The sequence below is a fragment of the Ectobacillus ponti genome, from assembly GCF_024294785.1.
GTDB lineage: Bacteria > Bacillota > Bacilli > Bacillales > Bacillaceae_G > Ectobacillus > Ectobacillus ponti.
The window spans coordinates 218292-241361 of the sequence record NZ_JANCLT010000006.1 but is presented as its reverse complement, the minus strand read 5'-3'; the positions used below and the strand labels follow the sequence as shown (position 1 = coordinate 241361).

Here is a 23070-nt window from a genome sequence, read left to right as displayed (position 1 = left end):
ATACCGTTTTATAGTGGGCTGACAGCTGAGCATTGTATCATACTTAGCAATCCTTCCCGCCATAGATCATACGCTTGGACCAGGACATACAGACAATTCGACATTATCCGACGTCAATAAACAAAGCGTTTTCTGATGACATTTCAAAATATAACACGAAACGACAGCTTTGTGAACAAAATATGAACGTTTTTTACAGCTATTTTTCACTTTAACCGTCAAATTTCTTCTTTATCCGCCAATATACGACATTTCGATTTTTTTCCGTTGCTTTCCTGTCGCGTGATAGGCCGAGCGCAAGTCAGAATAGCGGTCGTCGCGCTTTTGCCATGTCCGGTCTATCACCTCGAGAATGTTCTCGTCAGATGCGCCATTGCGCAACAGCTCCTTAAAGGATGTTCCCTGTTCAGCAAACAAGCATGTATAGAAGCTGCCGTCTGCAGATAAACGGGCTCGGGTGCAGGAGGAACAGAAGGATGCGGATACAGAGGAAATAAACCCTACCTCAGCATCTGTGCCGATATAACGATAACGCTTGGCAACCTCGCCAAAGTAACCCGGGTTTACCGGCTCAATTGGCATTTCTTGATGGATCATATCATGGATTTCCTTGCTGGTCACCACTTCATCCATCTTCCATCCATTGGTTACGCCGACATCCATAAATTCAATAAAGCGAAGTGTGATCCCCTTCTCCTTAAACAGGCGTGCCATCGGCAGGATTTCGCTGTCATTCATGCCTTTTTTCACAACCATATTCACCTTGACCGTCAAGCCATTTTCCACAGCTCTGTCAATTGCTTCCAAGATGGTTTCGGAGCGGGCGCCAATTCCGTTCATTTTCATGAAGACGGCATTGTCTACGGCATCCAGACTGACATTCACGCGGTTAATTCCTTTCTGTTTTAAAATTGGGGCATATTTCTTCAGGAGAGTGCCGTTTGTGGTGATGGATATATCCTGCAGCCCTTCAATTTCCGCCAGCATAGAGATCAGTTCCGGGAAGTCCTTGCGCAAGAGCGGCTCCCCGCCGGTCAAACGGATTTTTTCCACTCCCCGGCTGACAAATAAACGCGCCATGCGCGCGATTTCCTCAAAGGTTAAGAGCTCCTCCCTCGGCATGAAGCAATGATTCGGGCCGAATTCCTCACTAGGCATACAATATACACATCGGAAGTTGCAACGGTCTGTCACCGAAATGCGCAAATCCCGGAGCGGGCGCTGATATTGATCGTATAATTTCAAAGCACGTGTCCCCCTTTCTTTTTCTTTCTTTACTAAGGAGACGAATCTCCGTAGCTCTCATCATAATATTAATTAAATGCTATGTAAATGCAAGAAACCTGATGCAAATATGTCCAAAATTAAGCTTGTAATTTTGCGGAAATAATCTTTTGGACAAGCGCAATCGGATTTGGCAAAGCTTTTACGTGGCTCAGGCAGAAGGGTTTGAAATCAAAAAGACATAGAAATTCCTGTTACATAGGCGAAAATATCATCCTAATTTAAAATAACCATGCCTACAGCATGTCACAGTTGGAATTTTTGTTGTTATTTTTGGCAAAATAGGATATACTTAACCTGTAAATCAAATATGCGCGGATTGAATTCACATATTATCAAGCACTATAGGATGATATGACCCTTTGTTGCTTGCTAATGTGTGAATTCTTTTTTTGCGGTCATATGCCCAAGGAGGAAATACAGTATGAAAGCAACAGGTAAAGTGAAATGGTTTAACGGCGAGAAAGGTTTCGGCTTCATCGAAGTCCCAGGCGGCAACGATGTATTCGTACACTTCTCCGCTATTCAAGGCGAAGGCTTCAAGACGCTTGACGAAGGTCAATCCGTAAGCTTCGAAATCGAGCAGGGCAACCGCGGACCGCAAGCAAAGAACGTAGAAAAGCTGTAATGTGACAAAGGGGGACTGTTCACCATCTGGTTGGCAGTCCCTTTCTGTACTCTTTTCGAAAGGGTGGTTTCTATGCATTGGAATAAAAAGCGTGATCAAGCGCAAGAAGAACGCATACAGGAAGAGGTTCCTGTATGGGAATGCAGTTCTGAGGACTGCAAAGGCTGGATGCGAAAAAATTTCTCCTTCACTGAAAACCCCGACTGTCCGCTTTGCGGCAGCGAAATGAAAAGCGGCGAACGCTTGCTTCACGTACTGCCAGATTGAACACACAGAAAACCGCTTTCCCGAGGAAAGCGGTTTTCTTATGCGGCCTTTTGCTGCTGGGGCTTGGCCTGATTTTGCTTTGCAATCCGTTCTTTGGCAAAGCTGATGATCGTCGAAATGACAAAGATAGACAGAATGGAGTACAGTCCTTTCAGGATTCCTGTGGTGTAGAAGCCGCTGAGTACCACACATAAATCAAACACAAAGTTTACCTTGCCCGGGTCAAATGAAAGCTTTCTCTGCAAATACAGCGCCAGAATGTTGGCTCCGCCAAGCGAGGACCCGTTGATGAACAGCGTGACAAGCCCGCCCCCGATAACAGCGCCGCCAACGACACTGCCGACCAGCGGATGCACCGAAAAGTGCGGAAAAGCATGGAGCACACCATTCATCACAGACAGCAGGGACACTGCCAGAATAGTGGAAATCGTAAATTTCATCCCCATCTGCATAAAGCCCAGTACATAAAATGGAATATTAATAACAAAAAAGACAACTGCAAACGGCACCGACAGCAAATAAGATAAGCTGAGCGACAAGCCTGCCGTGCCGCCTGTCACCAACCCGGCTGCCTGCAGCAGCAGCACCCCAACGCTGACAATCGCACAGGCAAACAGCATCGCAATCCATTTCTTCACATTCATTTCCTCCTTCGCTCCTCTCAACCTTTTCATTGTAAGAAAAAATGACTCATTTCGCACCAATTTTCTTACCAGAGCGCAGAGACAGGAACAACCTCCTCGCATATTTGACACAGAGCATGTAAATCACGGCCTGCTCCTGCAGCCTCCAAAGGATGCTTGCGGGCGCAGGTTACGTTTGCATGCTCCAAATACTTCGCAAACAGCCATGGGGGCAAACCGTTGCCGCCGCCGCAGTAATCACAAGAAAGACGCACAGCTCCTTGTCCGTTCAGCTCGGCCCGGCGGATGCTGCGGCAGTTGGGGCACTGGTCCCAGGACGCCAAATATTGGTGCAGGGTATAAGAGGTCCGGAGCATGTCCCCCCCTTTCCTTGCAGCCTGCTCCGCCTTCAGCTCCAGAAAGCTGAGCAACACACCGGCTCCACGCGGCGAAGCAAGACGTGCTGCAACATACGGCGGTTGCGGGCATCCCCCGTAACGTGCATCAACCGTAAGCGGCATACCAATCCAAATCAGTTGTTCATCTATCACACAAAACGGCATAGCTGCGCTTTGTCTCGCATGCCAAAAGGCCTGAAGCGGAATTTCCTCCCGCCGCCCGGCCATAATCGTAATAACCAGACTGCCTTCACGCTGGTCCAGAGCAGTCCACAGCTCATGCGGGACCTGCTCCGGCAGCGGAAGGGACAGCAGCACACTCTGCTTAGCGTTATTGATATCGCTTATAAGCTGTGACAGGTCTTGTGCGGGAACCCACTGCAGCATGTCTGTCAGCCGGCGCGGCAAATGATGCATCGTACGGACGCGTCCGGTTTCCTCCATATAAGCTGTCAAAGCCCCCAGCGCATTTTTTCTCGCCAAGCGCGGCTGCATATAAGACCGGTCCGTCAGCTGGATGAACTTTCCGCGGGCGCGGGTTACCGCCACATTCAGCAGGCTCTTGCTTTCTTTTCCCGTCAGCAGAATGCCGGGGCGCGGCTGCGGAAAGCTGTCTACGCTGTCAAACACAATGAGATCGCGCTCTGAGCCTTGAAACCGGTGCACGGTGGCAGCTGTTATCCTTTTTTCATCCGGAAACAAATCTTGCATGCAGGCGGACACAAAACGGGCCTGTGCCCTGTACGGCGTAACAAAGCCCGCCGACTCCATGCCGCTTTTCTTCCCGCCAAGCAGCAGCTGCAGGCCGACAAAAGCGGAATAGAGGTTGAAGCGGGACTTCGAAGCCGCGTCCTGCAGACAATACGCCCCTCTCCCCGCCAAATCCAACAGTACAGCCGCTTCACCGGCAAAAGGCGCCAAGTCTGCAATCGGCTGGCGCTTCTCTGCTGCCGTCCGGCTGTCTGTCACCCTGCCGCCATATATGAACGCATTGGTGAAGCCGGAAATGTGCGGGTGCATCCGCCGCTGCTCCCGCAGCATGACCAAATTGGGGTGCTCCCGGCCCGCATCCACTGCTTCCACAACTTTTGCGGCTTGGAATATATCCTGCTTCAGCCAGCGCTCCGTCAGCTTATGCTGGCTGGAAGCGATCGGCGGCAGCTGCCGGAAGTCGCCGCACACCACAATCCGTTTTCCCAGAGAAGCCGCAAAGGCCGTCTGTGGAATATACGCCATGCTCGCCTCGTCGACGATCACCACATCGAATTCCCGCTCATATACAAGCGGGTCCATGGCGGCCTTCGACAGCGTGACCCCGAGCACAGCGGCATCCTCCACAAGCTGTGCTTCCTCTTCCTTCAGCTGCCGCCGGACCGCCCGCAATGAACGCTCAATGTCCGACAGCGAAGCCGACAGCCGGCCGCTCCGCTTCAGACCTGAACGCTGCAATTCCAGTGCCTCCCGCTCCTCCATCAGCTCCGGCTGCGCCATCTCCAGCAGACTTCCTGCCAAAAGCCCTTCTGCCTGCTTCAGCTCCGGATTTCGGCTGAAGCCATAGCGAAGGACTGCTCCTGTCTTCCAGCTGCCCTTCTTTTGCAGAAAGCGGGCCATCTCCAGCATCAACACATCGACCGCGGCATTACTGTGGGCCACGATGAGCACACGCTTCCCTTTCAAGTAATGATTTGCCGCCGCCCGGGCCAGCGTATATGTCTTCCCGGTGCCGGGCGGTCCCCATACAAAGGTGACCGGATTATAAGCGGAACGCAGAAATACCTCATGTACCTTGCTCTTCACTTTTTCCGCTGGATGCTTGGCCGGAAGATCGCCGCGGATCAGCTGCTGTACCCGCTTTTGCTTTGTCAAGGATTCATGCACCGTATCCAGGCGCTTTGACAAAGCATCCAGCAGCTCCCACGGCTCACTGAACAGCAGCGCCTCCGGTACTCTGTCCCCGATATAAGCCTCCAGCTCAATCATCAAGTCAAAGCCCTCCACCGCGACCACACGCCCTTTGACAGACTCGCCCCGATACTCGAGACGGACAGGGGAATCCTCCGGCAGCACAGCTTCCCCGTTCAGGAGAAACCAATACACGGCTCCCCGTTCAGTCCGCTCCAGGCAGCGGCCGTCCGACACGATATACCGCGCGCCGCCTTGCTCCTGCAAATGCCGCATCTCAATCCGGAGGGCCTTTTGCCATTGAGTGATATAATCCTGAATTTTTGCCATATAAGCCTCCTTCTCCCTCATTGTGTATGAAAGGCCGTTGTCCGGCTCCTCGACGTTATGGTCACTTTTGCCCTTGTCAAAAAGCACATATATTTTTTCCTGATTATTCCTGTTTTTTTGTGATACAGTATCACTATAGCTTGAACATTATACATGAAAAGTGAGGGAGGGGATACGATGAACAGCTTGTTTCACATTACGCATCCACAGGCCACAGATGCTCCGGCTATCACAGCCCTTTTGCAAGCTTACGATTTGTACATATCAGGAACCATATCCACCTCTGAAGAAGAGGTTGCGAATTTGCTTTCTTCTCAGTCCGGACAAAACAGCTGGGGGGTTGTGAACGAAAAACAAGAATATGTAGGATTTGCCATTGTAACAGGCAAGCCTCCCCTTCTGCCGGCCTTGATGGTGTTGCATCCGGACTGGCAGCATCAAGGAGTCGAGAACCTGCTGCTGCCCCTTATGACTGCTTATGCGGATCCATACCCGGAGACAGCAATATGCGTTTCAGCCAATACTTCCTATGAGGAATTTTTCTTTTCACAGGCCGGGTTTCAGCCAGTCCGCTACTGGTACGAAATGGGGATACAACTGCGGAACCGACAGCCCGTTGTGCCGGATACACTGGAGATTGGAACGGCTTCCTTATATACCGACGGCCGGAACATACATGCCGCTTTTGAGGAAGTATTCTCTGACCATTTTGACTATCGGGAGCGGTCTTATAAGGAATTTATGGAGCGCACGCAAAAGCCGGAATTTACGGAAGACCTGTGGTTTTTGCTGCGGGACGGGGAAGAACTTGCAGGCTTTGCATTCTGTACCCTTTCTCCGGACGGCAAAACCGCTGAAATTACGCATTTTGGCATGCGGCGTTCCTGGCGTGGCAGAGGGCTTGCAAAAGTTCTTCTGCAGTATGTGTTTTATAAAATGCAGGAGGCCGGCTGCAGCCAAGTCAAGCTCTCCGTTGACTCAGACAGCCTGACCCATGCAACAAAGGTTTATGAAGCGGCAGGGATGCAAGTGCTGCGCAAGTTTGTCCGCTATGACTATAAAACCGGTTCACTGACAATTTAAAACACTAGGTTTGTTACGGAAATTATCTTATAATTTGGACTATCATTTCGTTTTAAAGGGGGCTATTCATTGAAGGAGCAATTTATCACCGCCTGCTCGCTCGACTGCCCGGACACGTGCAGCCTGCTTGTCGAGACAGAGAACGGCAGAATTGTCAAAGTAACAGGCAACCCGGACCATCCGGTCACGAAGGGCGCCATCTGCCATAAGGTGCGCCATACACCGGACAAGCTGTATCATCCGGACCGCATTCTGTATCCGCTCAAGCGGATTGGCGCGAAAGGGGAAGGCAAGTTTGCCCGTATTTCCTGGGACGAGGCCTATGCAGAGATTGCTGGCAAGTTTTCTACTATTATAGAAGAATATGGAGCCCAGGCCATTCTGCCATACAGCTTCTACGGCAACATGGGCATTATTAATACGGAAGGCATGGACCGCCGCTTCTTCCATCGCCTCGGCGCCACGCAGCTGGAGCGGACGATTTGCAACGCTGCCGGCTCCACCGGATATATGTACACAATGGGCCGCAGCGCCGGCATTGATCCGGAGGACACCGTCCACAGCAAGCTGATCATCGTCTGGGGCTGCAATATGCTGAGCACCAACATGCACCAGGCTGTCTTCGCCAACGAAGCGCGTAAAAAGGGCGCCAAAATTGTTGTGATTGATGTACATGAAAACCGCACCGCCAAGTGGGCCGACTGGTTCATTCCGATTCAGCCGGGCAGCGACGCGGCGCTGGCGCTTGGCATCATGCATGTGCTCATGGAAGAGAACCTGCTGGACGAAGCTTTTATTTCGCAGTATACAACCGGCTTTGCCGAGCTGAAGGAAGAAGCAAAGGCATATACACCGGAAAAAGTCTCCGCAATTACCGGCGTTCCGGCTGCTGACATTGTGGAGTTGGCGCGTATGTACGGCAGGACAACACCTTCCTATATCCGCATCGGCAACGGGCTGCAGCACCACGATAATGGCGGCATGGCGGTGCGCGCCATTTCCTGCCTGCCGGCGCTGACCGGGCAATGGCAGCACCTTGGCGGCGGAGCGATGAAGGGCAACAGCTCCTTCTCTTCCACCAATTCCTTCCTGCTGGAGCGTCCGGATCTGATGCCGAATCCGGCACCGCGCAAAGTGAACATGAACCAGCTTGGCCGCGTTCTGCTCGAAGAGAGCAATCCGCCGGTCAAAGCCATGTTTGTCTACAACTGCAACCCGGCGCAGGTGGCGCCGGAGCAGTCTAAGGTTGTGCAAGGCATGCTGCGTGAAGACTTGTTTACTGTCGTGCATGAGCTGTTCATGACGGATACAGCCAAATATGCCGACATCGTTCTGCCGGCGACAAGCACGTTCGAAAACCTGGATTTGTATGCTTCCTATTGGCATCTGTACATGAGCCTTGGCGAACCGATTATTCCGCCGCAGGGCGAAGCGAAGTCCAACTTCACCCTGTTCAAGGAGCTGGCTGCCCACATGGGCTTTACGGAGCCTTGCTTCTCCGATACAGAGGAAGACTTGATCCGCCAGGCGTTGGACAATCCTGACAATCCGCATCTGCTCGGGATAACCTATGAAGCGCTGAAGGAGAAAAAATGGCTGCGGCTGCATACAGAGGGCATCGTACCGGCATATAAAAATCCGCCGACGCCGTCCGGTAAAATTGAGTTGTTCTCCGCAGCGCTGGAGCAGCAGGGCTTGTCCCCTGTGCCGGTTCATACACCGCTTGCAGACAATCAATATCCGCTCCGCTTCGTTCCGGCGCCAAACCATCAGTTCCTGAACAGCACAATGGCAAATCTGCCGAAGCTGCAGCAGCTGGAAAAGCGCCCGGAGGTATACCTGCATAAGGATGATGCAGCGGCGCGCGGCATTGCAGGCGGCGACCTCGTGGAGCTTTGGAATGACCGCGGCTCCTGCCGTCTGCATGCCAACGTCGGCACCGCCGTTCTGCCGGGCGTTGCGGTGACACAAGGCTTATGGTGGTCCGATGCAGAGACCGGCTACACCTCTGTCAACGCATTGACACCAGATTCCTTGTCTGATATCGGCCGCGGCGCCACGTTCTTTTCCGGAACAGTCGATGTGCGGAAAATATAGACGAAAAAACAGCCCCATGAAGCTTCATGAGGCTGTTTTTCTATGATTTTTACATCAAGCCAACCGGCTCAGCTGTTTATTGTTTCATTCCCTAATTTCTACAGCTTCGTCAGCACCAAGCCAAACAATGCCGCCGCAATCCCCAGCATCTGATACATCCGCAATCGTTCCTGAAACACATAGCGGCCCGCCAGTACAACCACCAGGCAGTTCAGACTGACCACCGGAAACACAATGCTGGCCACCCCTGTGCGCACCGCGAAAAAGTAGCTGCTGTAGCCGACGATGCTGAGCAGCCCGACAAGCAGGCCCACCTTCGCCTCACGCATCCGCAGGCTTGTCCGCTGCAGGCGCAGGCCCAGATACAGAGCACCGCCGCCATACATGGATACGAGCGCATCCAATGACTGGATGTGCAGCTGTGAGGACAGCTTCATCAGAATGCCAAGTGTGCCGAACGACAGCACGGCGAGCCCGACACGGAACAGCCATGGCCGGTAATTGCTGCTGCCCATTGCCCCCGGGCTGTACTGGATGACGGCAGCTGAAGCCAGCATACACACAATGCCGATCCAGTGGATCGTCTCTACTTTTTCATGAAACAGCAGGCCCGCCGCAAGCACCGGCAGAATGACGTTTGAAGCAATGACCGGGGCGGTCAGACTGACAAACCCCTTTTCAAAGGCTGCCGACATCTGAATATTGCCGTTTGCGTTTAAAATGCCAATTGCGGCGCCGAGAAGAACCGACACCGGGCTAAAATGAAACGAGCTGTACAGCAGCCCGTATGAGAGCGTCAATAGAAACGCCGCTGCGTAGAAAAAGAACTGCAAATTGATTTTTGACATCTGCTGCTTCGTGCTCCACTTGAACAGCGTGTTATTAATGCCAAAGCAGACTGCTGTCAGAAGTGCCGCCAACAACCACATACGTCCCATCTCTCCCTTTACTTCCACCAATTTCTGTACCTATAATACCATTAGTAGCCATATAAGAAAAAGGAGGATGCGGCATGAAATGCGAGCAGCTGTTTGCCGGCAAGGTGCAGACCTTGTCCCGTAAAGGAAAAGAAGTAAAGTCCGCTATTTTCAAAAGCCGACTGCCGGAAATTCATGTGCATGAGACCGGCGTGCTGGGAGATGAACAGGCCTACCATGGGCACGGCGGGCCGGAGAAGGCCATTTGTGTGTATCCGGTGGAGCATTATCCGTTTTGGAATGAGTATTATGGCACAGACAGCTTCGGCCCTTCGTCCTTCGGTGAAAATATTGCCTTCTCCGGCGGGACAGAGCGTGACATCCATGTCGGTGATGTGTACCGGATCGGCACAGCCCTTGTGCAGGCATGCCAAACACGTCCGCCTTGTTCGAAGCTGGATATCCGGAACAATGTGAACGGCTTGGCGCAGGCCTCCCGTGAACGCGGCTATGTCGGCTTCTATCTGCGGGTATTGGAGCCCGGCACCATCCGCGAGGGTGATGACTGGATGTTCGTATCCCGTCCGGAGGGTGCGGTTTCCATGCATGATTACGCCGATCTGCAATTTGGCAATGTGCAGGACAAAGCAGCACTCCAAACCCTGCTGGATACGCCGGAGCTGTCTGAGGAAGCGAAGAAGGATTTGCGAAAGATCAAATAAGGAAAAGGACGGGCTTCTTCGCGCCGTCCTTTTCCCTTTACTTGCCGGCAGCCGCCCGATTGATTTTGAGCGGACGCCGTGACACATAGCTGTGCAGCACCATTCCCCCTACAACGAGCCCAAGCCCAAGCCAGGATATCGCATCCGGCCAAGGGGCATGAAGAAACACAACTTCGCCGGCCAGCGAGAAGATAACGGATCCCGCTTGTGTCGCCTCCACCGCCGCCAGCTTGCGCCCATCTCCTTTTGTCAGATCAGTTGCAAAAAAGAACAGGGTGGTCGCAATGACACCGGAGCTGATGGCCACAACCAAGCATTGCAGCGTCTGCTCCAGGCTCGGGAGTCCGACAGACACGTATGCACCGCCCGAAAGCAGCAGCCAAAACGGCAGGCTGCAAAGCGTCATGCCGAGCACCCGCTGAAATGTATCCAGCCGGCCGCCGCACACCTCCATCATCTTTCGGTTCCCAAGCGGATAGGCAACGGAGGCAAGAACAATGGGAAGCATACAGGCCAGCGCTTCCTTCCCCCCAATCGTGCCGGCATGCTTCCACTGCATCAGCACGATGCCAAGCAGAATGAGCAGCGACATCAGCATGCCCCGAAACGGGATTTTTCCGCGGACGCGCCTGCCGCCCGGCAATGTCTGATAGAAGAATGGCGTAAGAAGAATGCCCGAAATGATTGTGACCTGCCAGGAGGAAGCAATGAGCCAGCCGGGCCCAAAGGAAGCGGCAAAGGTCAGCGGTCCATAAAATAAGACAAATCCGCTGAAGCTCCACAGCATCCATTTCCCCGGATTCCGGCGCATTTCCTGCAGCATCGGCCTCAGGTTGCTCCGCAGCAGGACAATACAGACCAAGAACGGCACCATAAAGAAATAGCGCAGAGATGCGCTCCACATCCAGCTGCCGCCGTTCAGATCCATGGCACGATTTAAAATAAAGGTGCATGCAAAGAAAAAGGAAGCGGCAACTCCCAACAAGACGGCTTTCATCGCTTCACCCCGCTCTATGGATTCTCTGTAAATATGAATCTTGTATTGTCTGGCATCTTGCTTTACATTTAAGTTTATTAAGAAAAAAGGGAGAGGATGACACCATGACAATCCGGCTGCTCCGCCTGCTGCTGTTCTTCGGCGGACTAATCTGCTTCGGCCTTGGCAACGCGCTTGCCGTACAAGTAAAATTCTTAGGCATTCACCCGTGGGAGGTGCTGAATGTCGCGCTGTACCAAAAGTTCGGGCTGACGATCGGCACCTGGAGCGTGCTGTGCGGCCTGTTTCTTGTCTGTATTTCCCTTTTCACCGCCAGACACTATATCAGTGTCGGCACCTTTCTCAATGCGCTGCTCATCGGACCCATCATGGACTTTTTCCTTTGGAGCGGCTGGCTGCCGCATGCCACACACACTTGGATGGATTATCTCATCTTGCTGGCCGGCATTCTCATTACCGGCATCGGCGGCGGCATGTATGTAGCCGGCGGCTTGGGTGCAGGCCCGCGTGACGGCTTCATGCTTTCCATCTCGGAAAAAACCGGTCTTTCTGTCAGCCGCGCCCGCATGGTTGTAGAGAGCGTGGTGCTGGTGATTGGTTTCCTATTGGGCGGGCCGGTATTCATTGTCACCTTCCTGTATACCTTCATTCAAAGTCCGGTGTTTCAGCAGTCGCTGAAGATATTCCGCGCTTTGCTTGCCAGGCTGAATCAACAGCAAAAACAATCCTCCGCGGAAAGCATATCCAAATTGTCATAGAATGCGAGGGGCTGCTTGAAACAAAACTGCCACACCTTTTCCATCAGTTCTGCACAATGTCCTGCTAGGATGGAAGCATCTTAGAGAAGAGGTGGGCACTTATGAATATGACACATTATATGGAGCTGCTGGCAACAGGCCAGCCATGGAATCTGATTTTATTCATGGCGATTCCGGTCATTTTGGCAGAAACGGTAGCCATTACCGAGCTTGGCGTTCTCTTCACCCGCCGCACGGACGGTACGCTGCGGGCCGTGAACAAATTTGCCAGCGTCACTGTCGGGCTGTACTTCACGGTTGTCTTTGTATACCTGCTGTTTCAGGTGGTCATTCCATTGACAGCGGGCGGCGGATGGCGCGGATGGGTGGATGTGGCGGCGGTCAGCTTCTACCTGCTTGGCATCGTCCCTCTGCTTGGATTGGCCTTGCTGGACATGGGGCTTTTGCAAAAAGGAAGACCGGAAGCGCAGCGGCTGAAGATACACGCTTATTTTGTCGGCATCTTCCTCGTCGTCACCCACCTGGCCATGATTTTCGGCATGCTGGATCCGTATCTGTTCAGCACGGTGCCTGTACATATGTCGCATCCAATGTAAGAGGACGGCTTTTGCGCCGTCCTTTTCCCTTCTCTGCCATTCGCATCTTGCCGGACAACATGGTAGAATGAAAAAAAACTACACATGAAGGAGTTTGGCAATGAGCAGTATGCATGAAAAACCGACGACACAGCGCAACTTCACCGCTGTAATCGTGACACTCTCAATCGTTGTGAATGCTTTAATTTTAATTGTCTTCTTCGGCCCATTCGGCCATAAGGGGCATGTCGGCTTTGACATCACCTTTATGCCGCGCATGAATGCGGTGTTCAATAGCTTCACATTTGTCTTCCTGCTGGCAGGCTTGTATTTCATCAAGAAGGGCAACGTGACGCTGCATAAGCGCTTTGTGCTGGCAGCCTTCACCACTACTCTGTTGTTTGCCATCACGTATTTGACCTACCACTACCTGTCGGCACAGCCGACGCACTACGGCGGCACAGGCTTCATGAGAACGTTCTATTTCTTCATTCTCATCACGCACAGCATTCTGGCTGCCATCATTGTGCCGATGGCCCTGTTCTCCCTCGTCTGGGGCTGGACCAATCAGCTGACGAAGCACAGAAAAATTGTGCGCTGGACGATGCCGCTTTGGCTGTATGTCAGCTTCACCGGCGTACTCGTATATGTCTTGCTTTCCCCGTACTATTAAAACAAGCAGCATGGCTCATCACCATGCTGCTTCATTTTTGGCGGCGGTTTTTCGGAATCTGCCGCCACATATTATAATACGTAAACAACAAAAAGCTGACGACACCGAGTGTGCCAATGTATTGCAGAATGCGAATGGTCTCCATGTCAATCCCTCCTTTTCCCTTATGCTTCCGCAGATCCCTCTTCTTATACAATTTTTCCCTATTTGACTGGACAAGCTGTGAATATTTGGTGTACGTTCATACAGAGGTGAAGACTATGAACAATCGAATTGCCCTTGTGACCGGCGCCGGCCGGGCAAAAGGAATCGGGGCCGCCATTTGCCGTTCCCTGGCGGATGCCGGCATGGATATCTTCTTTACATACTGGTCCTCCTATGATGCCTCCATGCCGTGGGGCGCGGGGCAGGAGGAGCCGCTGCAGCTTCGTGAGGACATTCGCAGAACAGGCGCACGCTGTGAAATGCTGGAGCTGGACCTGTCTGATCCGGCAGCTCCCGGCCAGCTGATGGAAGCAGTATGCGCACGGCTTGGCACACCTGACGTACTGGTGAATAATGCTGCGTATTCCACAAGCACGAGCTATGCTGATATAACCGCTGAAGAGCTGGACCGCCATTACTTCATCAATGTCCGGGCCACAGCTTTATTGAGCGCCGCATTTGCCCGCAGATTTGAAAAAGGCAATGGCGGGCGCATCATCAATCTCACCTCCGGGCAGTCGCTTGGGCCGATGCCAAATGAGGTGGCGTATGCCGCGACAAAAGGAGCTGTTGACGCCCTGACCGTCACGCTTTCCGCAGAGCTTGCGCCAAAGGGAATTACGGTCAATGCCGTCAATCCGGGCCCGACCGACACGGGCTGGATGACGCCGGAGCTGCAGGAGGAGCTGCTGCCGCTGTTCGGCTTGGGGCGGATCGGCCTGCCGGCTGACGCGGCACGCGCTGTCCGCCTGCTGGCAAGCGAGGATGCCGGCTGGATCACCGGACAGATTTTGCACTCGGAAGGCGGATTTAAACGCTAAGAAGCCGGCTCTATGAGCCGGCTCTTGCCCTATTCCCAGGCAGCCAGCCTGAACAATAAGACGGCGAGAATGGCTGTAAGCGGGGTCATCACGATCGTTTCCAGACTGGACAGAGACAGCAGGTTGCCGGCTGTATTCAGCACCATCAAACCAAACAAAGCCCACAAACCAATCCGGACCGCCCCTATGAATCGGCCTTGCAGGATATAGCCCGCCCTTGCGGCTACAAGTACAATAAAGAGAAGCTGCATACCGATGGAGACACTTTCAAAAAGCACAAGGTCACTGCCCCGCTGCAGCCGGCCGCCCCAAACAAAATCAGACGGCAGCACGCCCAGTAGAATCAGCACATGCATCAACAATATAATCGTATTGATTGCAAGAATACTATTGCCCGCAAATCTGGCACTCAGCCACTTCTCCATATGTTTCCCCCTTCTCCCACTGCAAAAAATAAAGGCGGTCCCGCAGGCCACCCTCTCTATTCCTTCCAAGTATACACTTTTTTCTTCTCCGTCTGTTTGATGGCATATTTCAAGGCTGCTGTACCGGCCATTGTTCCGCCGAAGGCCGCCAAGTCATGGACACCATGCCTCTTTAATGAAAGATACATGAATGGGCCAACCACGCACTCAAGCCAGAAAAACCGCCACAAGTCCCGCTTATCAAACACATAAATTTTCAGCTCTGCCGCTCTTGCTGCCATACAAAAAGCCCTCCCCGCTGATCTCTTCAGTCTAGCCTATGACAGCAGGAGGGCAAACATTTATGAATCTTCCTTCAGCCGCTCAATCTCATCCTTGAGCTGCCTCGTACGCTTGGCATTGCCCTCCGCAAAATTCTGCAGACGGTCCTTCAGCTCACCATCGTCATGAATGCGCTCTGCCGTAATCAGATATGTACGCATCATCTCATTTTCAATCTCCAGAGACTGCTCCAGTATATCTGTCAAATGCTCCTCTGTGATGGAGTTGCGCGGTGTTTCACCGCGGTCATAATCTTTTTCATGCTGATCCATGCTGATTCCTCCTTAATGAAGCGGCGTGCGCGGACCTTCCTCTGCATTCACCTGCACATGCATGAGCTGTCCATCAATGTAGGTGGAGCTCACCGTCACCTTTTTCCCTTCTGTGTCGATGAAAGTCATGAACTGCGTATCGCCCATTTGATCCTCGGTGACAAAATGATGGACAAAGTCCATGCCAAGCACCGGCATGGGCCCCCGTTCCTCCAGCAGCGACAGCATCAATTCATAAATATCCGGGTACTCCTCCAAGGGAAAGTGCTCTCCCAAATAATAACGGAATGCTTCACGCGCATCGGCTTCATTCATAATGAACAGACCCGGCTCGCCGTGGTAATTGATTCTTTCCATCAGCGATACCGCTTTTCACGGACATTCTGTAAAAATCCCCGGTGCTCATGCAGCTGATCCTCCAGCACACCGCGGGAAACGCCGTGCTTTACCTCTAAAATGTCTTCCTCCAGCTGCTGGATTTCACGCAGCAACTGCTCTTCCTTATGGGCATTCCATTGTTCGTCTGTTTGCTTCTCATGTTCCATACGAGTTCCCCCTTTTCAACGTAAGCAGAATCTATTTGTAAGTATGCGCTGTTGCCCGTAAATCATCCCATAAGAAAAACCGGATATCCTAAGACATCCGGTTTCCTTGTTTCAATCTTCGTAATGGCCGTATCTGTAATTTTGGTTGTTGTAACTGTAGCCTTCATTTTCATCTGCATTTTCTTGGTCTGAACCGTACTCAGCCTTCAGCTTCTGGCCATTTGAGAATTTCACCTTCAGCTCCAGCTCCTGGGCTGCACTTGTTCCCAGCGCCTGGTTGATGCGATCCAAGACTTGTCCTGTTGTCATGGTGGATTGCAGTGCCAAATCCTTCACAAAGGACTGCACATTCAAATCTCCAAACTGGCCTGTCTCATCTTCCATTTCCGCCTTGACTCTGCCTCTTTCACGCTCATACTTCAGCTCAAGACTTCCGGATGCAAGCTTCATCTCCAGCTGCAATTCCTGCAAATCGGCATTGTCTGAAACCCCATTTTTGTCGGCGTCCTCAGCACCATCCTTCACACCATCATGGTCACTGTCCGCCACAGACGGGTTTTGGCCGAGATCTATCTCAAGCTCGTTTGTCAGACCATCACGATCCGCATCTTCATCATTATCCAGAATCCCATCATGGTCCGTGTCAGCAGAACGCGGGTTTAAATGCAATTTATATTCAACCAGGTTGCTCAAACCGTCACGATCTGTATCCTGCTTTGCAACCGCCTTGCCCAAGCCAAGCTTGTATTTCACTTCCCAAGAATCCACAATGCCGTCACGGTTTTTATCTGTTACCACCGGCTTCTTGCTCTTCTTGTGCTCTTTGCCTTTTGCATCGGCAGCATACATCCCCTGTGCAAACAACAAAGTAAATGCGAGGCCTCCCGCCAACATCTTGTGCTGCTTCTTCATGATGATCCTCTCCCTTTTGTTATTGTACGGCAGCTGGCTGGCATAGCATGTCGCCTTAGCCCCTGTAGCTTTGCAGCCACTGCGTTTCCGCAGCTTTGCCCTTATCGTTACAACACCTGATGAAGATGCATAACTATATTTACTATAGCAAATACTAATATGCGCATCTATAGTCTTACGCTCCTAGGAAGGGCAGTATATTTTTCCTTTGCAGGAAGGTTTTCTACTGCGTCCATTTCAGCAAAAAAGGACACAAGCACCTGTGTCCTCTTTCTGCATCTCCCAATACCGGCTCCCCTAAAGGCGGCATGCTCTTATATAAGCTCCCTCCGCGGCACTTCTTCTCTCTTTTGCAGACACACACTTCGATGTGATAGTTATACTATCATTTACTTTTAAACAACGCTTTTATGTCAGAATCTCTCACATGATTTATATATTTCACTGTCCCTAATATCCAAATTCCGGTAAACTAGTATTACACACATTAGGAAGGGGGCATTCTTTCATGGAGCATGAACGGCCCTGGCTTTGGGTGGACTGGTTTCTGTTCGGGCTTCGCCTGTGCTGGCTCGGCAGCGGTCTCGCCTATTATGGAGTACGTCCTGAAGCGCTTGGCACTTTAGCCTATCCTCTGTTTCTCATCATCGCCTTTATCTGCTGCTTTATCCCTGTGCTGTTCTGGAGGCCCGGATACCGGAATCGAACTATGTACCTTGCAGTTGAACTGCTGGTGACAGGGTCCTGTTACCTGTACATGAGCATTGGGCTTCACCTGAACAGAGCCACTGTGTTCATCCTGATTCCCGTGTTGATGGCGGGGTATCTCTTAAATAAGCGGAATGCAGTTTGGACCATACCTGTTTTCATCGTACTGCTCCCGCTCGGCAACTATTTTACAGCGGCTGATATGACTACCTTTCTGATGCAGTACATTGATATCGGCATCTTTTTCGGATTTGGCTTTGCCTTTAACTTCATCATCACCTCACAAAGCAAAACAGAGGCTTTGCTTGCGGAAAATTTGCAGCAGTATGAATTGATTCAGAAGCAAAATCAGGCATTGGAGCAGTATGCACGGCAAATTGAACAGCTGACGCTGCTGGAAGAGCGAAACCGGCTGGCCCGTGACCTGCATGATACCATCGGCCATCATTTCACCTCTGTGATCGTTGGTTTGGACGCGGCAGCATACTTGGTTGATATACATCCTGAAAAGGCCAAAAAGAGGATTGAAACCCTTGCCCAAGTGGCGCGGGGCGGACTTGATGAGATCCGCCGCAGCATTCACCAAATTGCCCCGGACGAGGATGAACCATTCTTACAGCAGCTTGAAAAATTGGCACAGACCTTCTCCCAGCACACTGGCACAGAGGTGCGCATACATACAGAAGGCTCGGCCTATGACATTACACAGGCCGGGCAACTCACGCTCGTGCGCTGTCTACAGGAAGCTCTCACAAACGCCAAACGGCATGGAGATGCTACCGTTGTGGATGTAGCCCTTTCCTATCAGCCGGATGCGTTTTCCATGCGTCTTGTCAATAACGGCCATACACCCGAGCTGCTGCAGCACGGCTTCGGACTGAATGCCATGCGGCAGCGTCTGGAGGCATTGAACGGCTCACTGGAGACGGTGAGCACAAAGGAAGCTGGATTTGTACTTACCTGTACACTTCCACGGAGAAAAGAGGGGATTGCATGACACCGATTCGGTTATTGCTTGTGGATGACCAGGAATTAATCAGGGAAAGCCTGTCCATCGTATTGGATCTCGACCCGGAGCTGGAGGTTGCCGGCCTGGCAGCGAACGGGGAAGAAGCACTCGCTCTATGCGGCCAGCTGCAGCCGCAGGTTGTATTAATGGATATCCGCATGCCGGTCATGGACGGGATTACGGCAACACGGGAGATTAAGCAGCGCTGGCCGCATGCGCGCGTTCTCATTCTGACAACCTTTCAGGAGGTTGACCATGTGATTGATGCCCTTTCTGCCGGTGCCGAGGGATATTTGCTGAAAGCGATCCATCCGACTGACTTAATTGCCGGCATTAAGCTGATTCATAGAGGCGGCACACTGCTGCCGCATGACTTGGCCAAGCTGCTTGTCCAGCAGGTAAAGCAGCCGGCCAAGGAGGAAAAAGCAGCCTCGCGCTACGGACTCAGCGAACGGGAGGTACAGGTGCTGGAGTGCTTGGCGCTTGGCTTAAATAATAAACAGATTGCTGAACGGCTGTTCCTATCTGAAGGAACAGTAAAAAATTATATTTCCGGCATCTATCATAAGCTCGATGTAAAGGATCGCATGCAGGCGGCCTACAAAGCCCGCAATGAAGATTTAGTATGAGTGGCAAGAAAAAAGTCCGCACAAGCTGCGAACTTTTTTCTTATTTGACCCGGAGCTGAAAATCACCGGAGCTCGTTTCCACCTGCAGCTTATACTCGCCTGTCCCCGTTTTGCCGCGCAGGCTGTGCTTTCCCTTTTCTTCCCCCTCCAGCTTCATATCGGTGCGCCCGTCACCCGAACTGCTTTCAAACTCCAATGCCAGAGAAGCCGGCTCCTTCTCCAGCTCAATGGTTACATCGCCGCTGGAGGTTTCAATGCCCACCTGCTGCACGATATCTGCAGCCTGGAGCTTCACATCACCAGAGCTGGTGTTTGCGTGCAGCTGCCCTTGCAGACCCACACTGCTGATATCACCGCTGGAGGCCTGCAGGCTCGTTTTTTCTGCAGCTGTATCTGTGATGCGCATATCCCCTGAGGAGGTTTGTATATCGAGATTCTTTGCCTGTGCCCCGCTCACCTCAATATCACCGCTGGAGGTGCGCAGCAGCAGCCGCTCATATTGCTTTTTTGGCAAAGCAATCTCTAAGTTTGTTTGCAGATTTTTCAAAAACGTGAAATCGTCCGTTTTAACTGCCACAACGAGTTCATTGCCCTTTTGCTCCACCCCAAAATGGACGGATTTCACGCCCGCTTCGTTGCCTGTTCCATAGAAATGGACAGCGATTTGGCCATCCTTTGATGGGACAATTGTTACATCGGTTCCCTCCGCCGCCACCTGAATCCGCTGAATATCCCGTCCATCCATGTGCTTCTGCTTATCAATAGAATGCTGTCTCCCCATAACCGATTGGACGGAAAACCCGCCGCTTGTAAGACTTGTTGCCGCGAAACCGACCAATCCGGCGGCAAACACAAGCCCTGCTGTCAGCAATACCTTTTTCATTTCATATGTCCCCTTTGTGCCAGTTTTACATTCCATTTCACATACTTTATAACCAGCCGATACATGGAAGCCCCTGCGTGAATAAGACCTCCCGCAAGCAGCACCCCTAAACCGCCGGACATCATAGACAAGTACACAATCTGCGATACATGTTCATAGTCCATGAAAAGAATGGAAGCAAAGCCCCCGGCAGCCCCGACAACCAATCCGGCAGCCGCTGCCCATAAACCAATGTAGGCACCTGCCGCTCCGGCAGCAGGGCCGGCCACGAAAATCAGATTACATATGATTAAACCAAGCATTACAGCCGCCCTCATCGTTATGCCCCTTCCCCATTTCTTTGATGGCTTTATCATACCGGGAAGAAGTCACAGCACACAGTGCAGGAAGTCATATGATGAGTCACATCTTTACACGCCTATCTGCCTTAAAAAGAAAAAGACGGTACACTGCCGTCTTTTTACAATTTCCGTCCCATGAATTTGTTCACATCCGCGAAGCCGAATTTTTCGTACAGCCGCATAGCCTTATCATTATGGGTATACACATTCAGCTTCACTTCCTCATAGCCGAACTCTTGGAACTCCCGCAGAGCCGCCTCCATCAAGGCAGTGGCGCACCCTTGTCCGCGAAACTGTTCCTTTACAAATATATCATTAATCCAGCCAATTTCCTCGCCGGTCAGGTAGTCCATGCTTTTATCAATCATAACCCAGCCTGCAAGCATGTCCGCCTCTTTGGCACATAAGAAGTAGGCACCAAACCTGAAGGAATGCTCATAGGCGGAAATCATTTTATCTCTGCCATCTTCTCCCGTGTAGCCTGTGGCCTCTCTATGATTAATTCCTGCGAGCTCGTAAATCTCCTGCAGCTCCGCTTCTCCAGCACGTTTCATTGTAAACATATGTATCACTCTCCCCTTCCCATCCTACCATGATTGAAGACGGGACGAAACCAAAAAACGGAAAAAGCACCGCGCCTGCGGTGCCCCCTCTTATACAGTTTGCTTCAGCATCTGCTGCACGGTGTCCAGTACAGTCTGCACATCTTCAGCTGTGATATGGTAGTTCGTCACAAAGCGGACGTGCTCCTCACCCATGCCGCCGGCCAGGATGCCTTGCTCCGCCAGCTGGCGCAGGAAAGCTTCCCGGTCTTGGCCGGATTTTACCATATTGATCAGAATAATATTTGTCTCTACCTGATTATCAATTTGCAAACCCATGGCAGTCAATCCCTGTGCGAGCTGACGGGCATGCTTATGATCCTCGGCCAAACGGTCTGCCATCTTGGTCAGAGCGATTAAGCCCGGCGCCGCAATCACTCCAGCCTGGCGCATGCCGCCGCCAAGGCGCTTGCGCCATTTGCGCGCCCGCTCAATCACATCTCGCGGACCAGCCAGAATGGAACCGATCGGCGCCCCAAGCCCCTTGGACAGGCACACCTGCACTGTATCGACATACTGGGTAAACTCTTGGACAGGTATACCGCTTGCCGCAGCGGCATTGAACAGGCGGGCGCCATCCAAATGAACCGGGATGCCGCACTCCTTGGCAATTTCATACACAGCCTTCATGCTCTCAGGCGGAACGACCGCACCGCCTGCACGGTTATGCGTATTTTCCATACAAATCAACCCTGTATCCGGGTGATGGATATCATCATCCCGGATCGCCTTCATAAGGTCCTCCGGCTGAATGGCTCCGCGAACACCAGGTACAGTCCGGGTTTGCACACCTGCCAAAGCAGAAACAGCACCGCCTTCATATAAGAAAATATGGCTGTTTTCCTCCAGGATGATTTCCTCCCCCGGACGGCACCACGCCAGCACGGCCAACTGATTTCCCTGCGTGCCGCTTGTCACCAACAGCGCCGCTTCCTTGCCGAGCACAGCTGCTGCAGTCTCCTCCAGCTGTCTTACAGTCGGATCTTCCTGGTAGACATCATCTCCAACCATGGCATCAAACATGGCCTGGCGCATTTCCATCGTCGGCTGCGTCACCGTATCACTGCGCAAATCTATCTTTTTCATGGTCTCTCCGCCTTCCTGCATAAGCGATTTGAAACCATCATACTACTAATCTCTCATGCTGTACAAGAAAAGACGAAGGCCTTATTCTCCCTGTGCCTCCGGATGCTCATAGCGGACCTTTGCATGAGGGCAGCGCCCCTGCAGCTCCCTCATAAAAGCGGCGGGATCCAGCGGCATGGACACTTCAAAAATTTCATGCGGATACAGCATGACTTGAACTCGCGTCATGGTCCAGGCGGCCGCAATCGTGCTTCCCTCGACAATATCAACTGTACGGATTCTATCCAATGTCACCCGCAATGGCAGCGGACCGATATGATGGATCAGATGTTCATTTGTTACCTCCAAGCAGGAGCGCGTGGAAGCCCAGTACAAGCCTCCGCCGGCAACTGCAATCACAAATCCGAGCACCAGGCTTACAAATGCAAAAAAGCCGCTTTCCTCAATCCCCAGAATAAAAAGCAGCACGCCGATCGCTGTGAGACCTGCAATACTGCCTGTAATCGCTCTACTTCTTTGAATGGCAAACTTCACGTTGTGTCCCCCTTGCAGCATCATCCCTACTACATTACAAAACATGGTGTAACAAAAAAAGACACAATTCATTTCAATTTCTTAACATAGTGTTACAGGCACGAAAAAATTGAAGCAGCGTTATGTGCTCATACAACAAAAGAGACGTCCCAAAAGACCTTATGCAGCCTTTGGAACATCTCTTTTCAGATCAGCTTATCGAATTCAAGCTTCACATTTTGCAAGCTTTGATACACCTCTGACTGCAATTCGGCAGACAGATTTTGAATGCTCTCATTATCAAAGGAAAGGACCATTGACAGCATATCCGTTAAATAGCGATTATCCACAAAACGCTCTTCCATAGCCGGATGCACCCCCTTATACACAAATCTTTCCTATAGGATAGCCAAAAAACACGGCTTCCATACAGGTGCAGAATACATCCACCATCGCCTTGAAGGAGCAAGGGTTTTTTATCACCTGAATATACTGAAAAGTGTTGCATTTCGTTTCCCGGAATGGCATAATTTGTATCATATAAA

General features: G+C 51.8%; 28 protein-coding genes and 1 riboswitch. Of the genes, 11 read left to right on the top strand and 17 right to left on the bottom strand.

Annotation, left to right across the window (positions count from 1 at the left end):
* Nucleotides 1-231: 231 nt before the first annotated feature.
* Nucleotides 232-1245, bottom strand: a complete 1014-nt coding sequence (gene moaA / locus NK662_RS13615) for a GTP 3',8-cyclase MoaA (RefSeq protein WP_254759487.1) — start codon at nt 1243-1245, stop codon at nt 232-234.
* Nucleotides 1246-1708: 463 nt separating this feature from the next.
* Between moaA and NK662_RS13610 the strand changes: the two genes are divergently transcribed.
* Both NK662_RS13610 and NK662_RS13605 read left to right on the top strand, forming a co-directional pair.
* Nucleotides 1709-1912, top strand: coding sequence for a cold-shock protein (locus NK662_RS13610; protein WP_254759486.1), 204 nt, complete (start codon nt 1709-1711; stop codon nt 1910-1912).
* Between the two features lie 72 nt (nt 1913-1984).
* Nucleotides 1985-2179 carry a cold-shock protein gene (locus NK662_RS13605; protein WP_254759485.1) on the top strand — a complete coding sequence of 65 codons (195 nt, stop codon included), beginning with the start codon at nt 1985-1987 and terminating at the stop codon, nt 2177-2179.
* 38 nt (nt 2180-2217) lie between these two features.
* On the opposite strand, the gene NK662_RS13600 is transcribed toward NK662_RS13605, so the two are convergent.
* Both NK662_RS13600 and NK662_RS13595 read right to left on the bottom strand, forming a co-directional pair.
* The gene (locus tag NK662_RS13600) at nt 2218-2817 is read right to left on the bottom strand and encodes a YitT family protein (protein WP_254759484.1); all 600 of its coding nucleotides are present in this window, start codon (nt 2815-2817) and stop codon (nt 2218-2220) included.
* A 71-nt stretch (nt 2818-2888) separates the two neighbouring features.
* Entirely contained in the window at nt 2889-5432 is a 2544-nt protein-coding gene (locus NK662_RS13595; RefSeq protein WP_254759483.1) for an AAA domain-containing protein, read from the bottom strand.
* 177 nt (nt 5433-5609) lie between these two features.
* Between NK662_RS13595 and NK662_RS13590 the strand changes: the two genes are divergently transcribed.
* Nucleotides 5610-6515 carry a GNAT family N-acetyltransferase gene (locus NK662_RS13590; protein WP_254759482.1) on the top strand — a complete coding sequence of 302 codons (906 nt, stop codon included), beginning with the start codon at nt 5610-5612 and terminating at the stop codon, nt 6513-6515.
* A 69-nt stretch (nt 6516-6584) separates the two neighbouring features.
* Nucleotides 6585-8612, top strand: a complete 2028-nt coding sequence (locus tag NK662_RS13585) for a molybdopterin-containing oxidoreductase family protein (protein ID WP_254759481.1) — start codon at nt 6585-6587, stop codon at nt 8610-8612.
* 98 nt (nt 8613-8710) lie between these two features.
* On the opposite strand, the gene NK662_RS13580 is transcribed toward NK662_RS13585, so the two are convergent.
* Nucleotides 8711-9550, bottom strand: a complete 840-nt coding sequence (locus tag NK662_RS13580; protein WP_254759480.1) for an EamA family transporter — start codon at nt 9548-9550, stop codon at nt 8711-8713.
* Between the two features lie 74 nt (nt 9551-9624).
* Here NK662_RS13580 and NK662_RS13575 point away from each other — a divergent pair, with 74 nt between their 5' ends.
* Nucleotides 9625-10251, top strand: a complete 627-nt coding sequence (locus tag NK662_RS13575) for an MOSC domain-containing protein (RefSeq protein ID WP_254759479.1) — start codon at nt 9625-9627, stop codon at nt 10249-10251.
* A 37-nt stretch (nt 10252-10288) separates the two neighbouring features.
* On the opposite strand, the gene NK662_RS13570 is transcribed toward NK662_RS13575, so the two are convergent.
* Complete coding sequence (locus NK662_RS13570) at nt 10289-11248, bottom strand: DMT family transporter (protein ID WP_254759478.1); 960 nt, start codon at nt 11246-11248, stop codon at nt 10289-10291.
* 104 nt (nt 11249-11352) lie between these two features.
* Here NK662_RS13570 and NK662_RS13565 point away from each other — a divergent pair, with 104 nt between their 5' ends.
* From NK662_RS13565 to NK662_RS13550, 4 genes are all read left to right on the top strand, one after another.
* Nucleotides 11353-12006 (top strand): YczE/YyaS/YitT family protein, encoded by a 654-nt coding sequence (locus NK662_RS13565; protein WP_254759477.1) that lies wholly within the window; start codon nt 11353-11355, stop codon nt 12004-12006.
* Nucleotides 12007-12107: 101 nt separating this feature from the next.
* Nucleotides 12108-12602 (top strand): DUF6803 family protein, encoded by a 495-nt coding sequence (locus NK662_RS13560; protein WP_254759476.1) that lies wholly within the window; start codon nt 12108-12110, stop codon nt 12600-12602.
* A 109-nt stretch (nt 12603-12711) separates the two neighbouring features.
* On the top strand, nt 12712-13254 hold the full coding sequence (locus tag NK662_RS13555; RefSeq protein WP_254759525.1) for a DUF420 domain-containing protein: 543 nt from the start codon (nt 12712-12714) through the stop codon (nt 13252-13254).
* A gap of 260 nt (nt 13255-13514) precedes the next feature.
* On the top strand, nt 13515-14279 hold the full coding sequence (locus tag NK662_RS13550; protein WP_254759475.1) for an SDR family oxidoreductase: 765 nt from the start codon (nt 13515-13517) through the stop codon (nt 14277-14279).
* A gap of 29 nt (nt 14280-14308) precedes the next feature.
* Here NK662_RS13550 and NK662_RS13545 read toward each other — a convergent pair whose 3' ends face one another.
* The 6 genes from NK662_RS13545 to NK662_RS13520 all read right to left on the bottom strand — a co-directional run bounded on the left by NK662_RS13545 (nt 14309) and on the right by NK662_RS13520 (nt 16754).
* Nucleotides 14309-14704, bottom strand: coding sequence for a hypothetical protein (locus NK662_RS13545; protein WP_254759474.1), 396 nt, complete (start codon nt 14702-14704; stop codon nt 14309-14311).
* 56 nt (nt 14705-14760) lie between these two features.
* Nucleotides 14761-14985, bottom strand: a complete 225-nt coding sequence (locus NK662_RS13540; protein WP_254759473.1) for a hypothetical protein — start codon at nt 14983-14985, stop codon at nt 14761-14763.
* A 60-nt stretch (nt 14986-15045) separates the two neighbouring features.
* Nucleotides 15046-15297, bottom strand: coding sequence for a hypothetical protein (locus tag NK662_RS13535; RefSeq protein WP_254759472.1), 252 nt, complete (start codon nt 15295-15297; stop codon nt 15046-15048).
* Nucleotides 15298-15309: 12 nt separating this feature from the next.
* The gene (locus NK662_RS13530; RefSeq protein ID WP_254759471.1) at nt 15310-15654 is read right to left on the bottom strand and encodes a hypothetical protein; all 345 of its coding nucleotides are present in this window, start codon (nt 15652-15654) and stop codon (nt 15310-15312) included.
* The gene (locus tag NK662_RS13525; RefSeq protein ID WP_254759470.1) at nt 15654-15842 is read right to left on the bottom strand and encodes a hypothetical protein; all 189 of its coding nucleotides are present in this window, start codon (nt 15840-15842) and stop codon (nt 15654-15656) included. The genes NK662_RS13530 and NK662_RS13525 overlap by 1 nt, the downstream gene beginning before the upstream one ends.
* Before the next feature lie 111 nt (nt 15843-15953).
* On the bottom strand, nt 15954-16754 hold the full coding sequence (locus NK662_RS13520; RefSeq protein WP_254759469.1) for a hypothetical protein: 801 nt from the start codon (nt 16752-16754) through the stop codon (nt 15954-15956).
* Between the two features lie 25 nt (nt 16755-16779).
* Nucleotides 16780-16864, bottom strand: a riboswitch (cyclic di-GMP riboswitch).
* Nucleotides 16865-17262: 398 nt separating this feature from the next.
* Here NK662_RS13520 and NK662_RS13515 point away from each other — a divergent pair.
* On the top strand, nt 17263-18459 hold the full coding sequence (locus tag NK662_RS13515; protein ID WP_254759468.1) for a sensor histidine kinase: 1197 nt from the start codon (nt 17263-17265) through the stop codon (nt 18457-18459).
* Nucleotides 18456-19100 (top strand): response regulator, encoded by a 645-nt coding sequence (locus NK662_RS13510; protein WP_254759467.1) that lies wholly within the window; start codon nt 18456-18458, stop codon nt 19098-19100. The genes NK662_RS13515 and NK662_RS13510 overlap by 4 nt, the downstream gene beginning before the upstream one ends.
* A gap of 40 nt (nt 19101-19140) precedes the next feature.
* On the opposite strand, the gene NK662_RS13505 is transcribed toward NK662_RS13510, so the two are convergent.
* The 6 genes from NK662_RS13505 to NK662_RS13480 form a co-directional block, all read right to left on the bottom strand.
* On the bottom strand, nt 19141-19983 hold the full coding sequence (locus NK662_RS13505; protein ID WP_254759466.1) for a DUF4097 family beta strand repeat-containing protein: 843 nt from the start codon (nt 19981-19983) through the stop codon (nt 19141-19143).
* Complete coding sequence (locus NK662_RS13500; RefSeq protein ID WP_254759465.1) at nt 19980-20300, bottom strand: DUF1700 domain-containing protein; 321 nt, start codon at nt 20298-20300, stop codon at nt 19980-19982. Before NK662_RS13500 ends, NK662_RS13505 begins: the two co-directional genes overlap by 4 nt.
* Nucleotides 20301-20443: 143 nt before the next feature.
* Nucleotides 20444-20887, bottom strand: coding sequence for a GNAT family N-acetyltransferase (locus tag NK662_RS13495; RefSeq protein WP_254759464.1), 444 nt, complete (start codon nt 20885-20887; stop codon nt 20444-20446).
* A gap of 90 nt (nt 20888-20977) precedes the next feature.
* Nucleotides 20978-22012, bottom strand: a complete 1035-nt coding sequence (locus tag NK662_RS13490) for a threonine aldolase family protein (protein WP_254759463.1) — start codon at nt 22010-22012, stop codon at nt 20978-20980.
* A gap of 81 nt (nt 22013-22093) precedes the next feature.
* A complete protein-coding gene (locus tag NK662_RS13485; RefSeq protein ID WP_254759462.1) occupies nt 22094-22546 on the bottom strand; it encodes a PH domain-containing protein in 453 nt (150 codons plus the stop codon).
* 185 nt (nt 22547-22731) lie between these two features.
* Complete coding sequence (locus NK662_RS13480; protein ID WP_254759461.1) at nt 22732-22890, bottom strand: hypothetical protein; 159 nt, start codon at nt 22888-22890, stop codon at nt 22732-22734.
* Nucleotides 22891-23070: the final 180 nt, after the last annotated feature.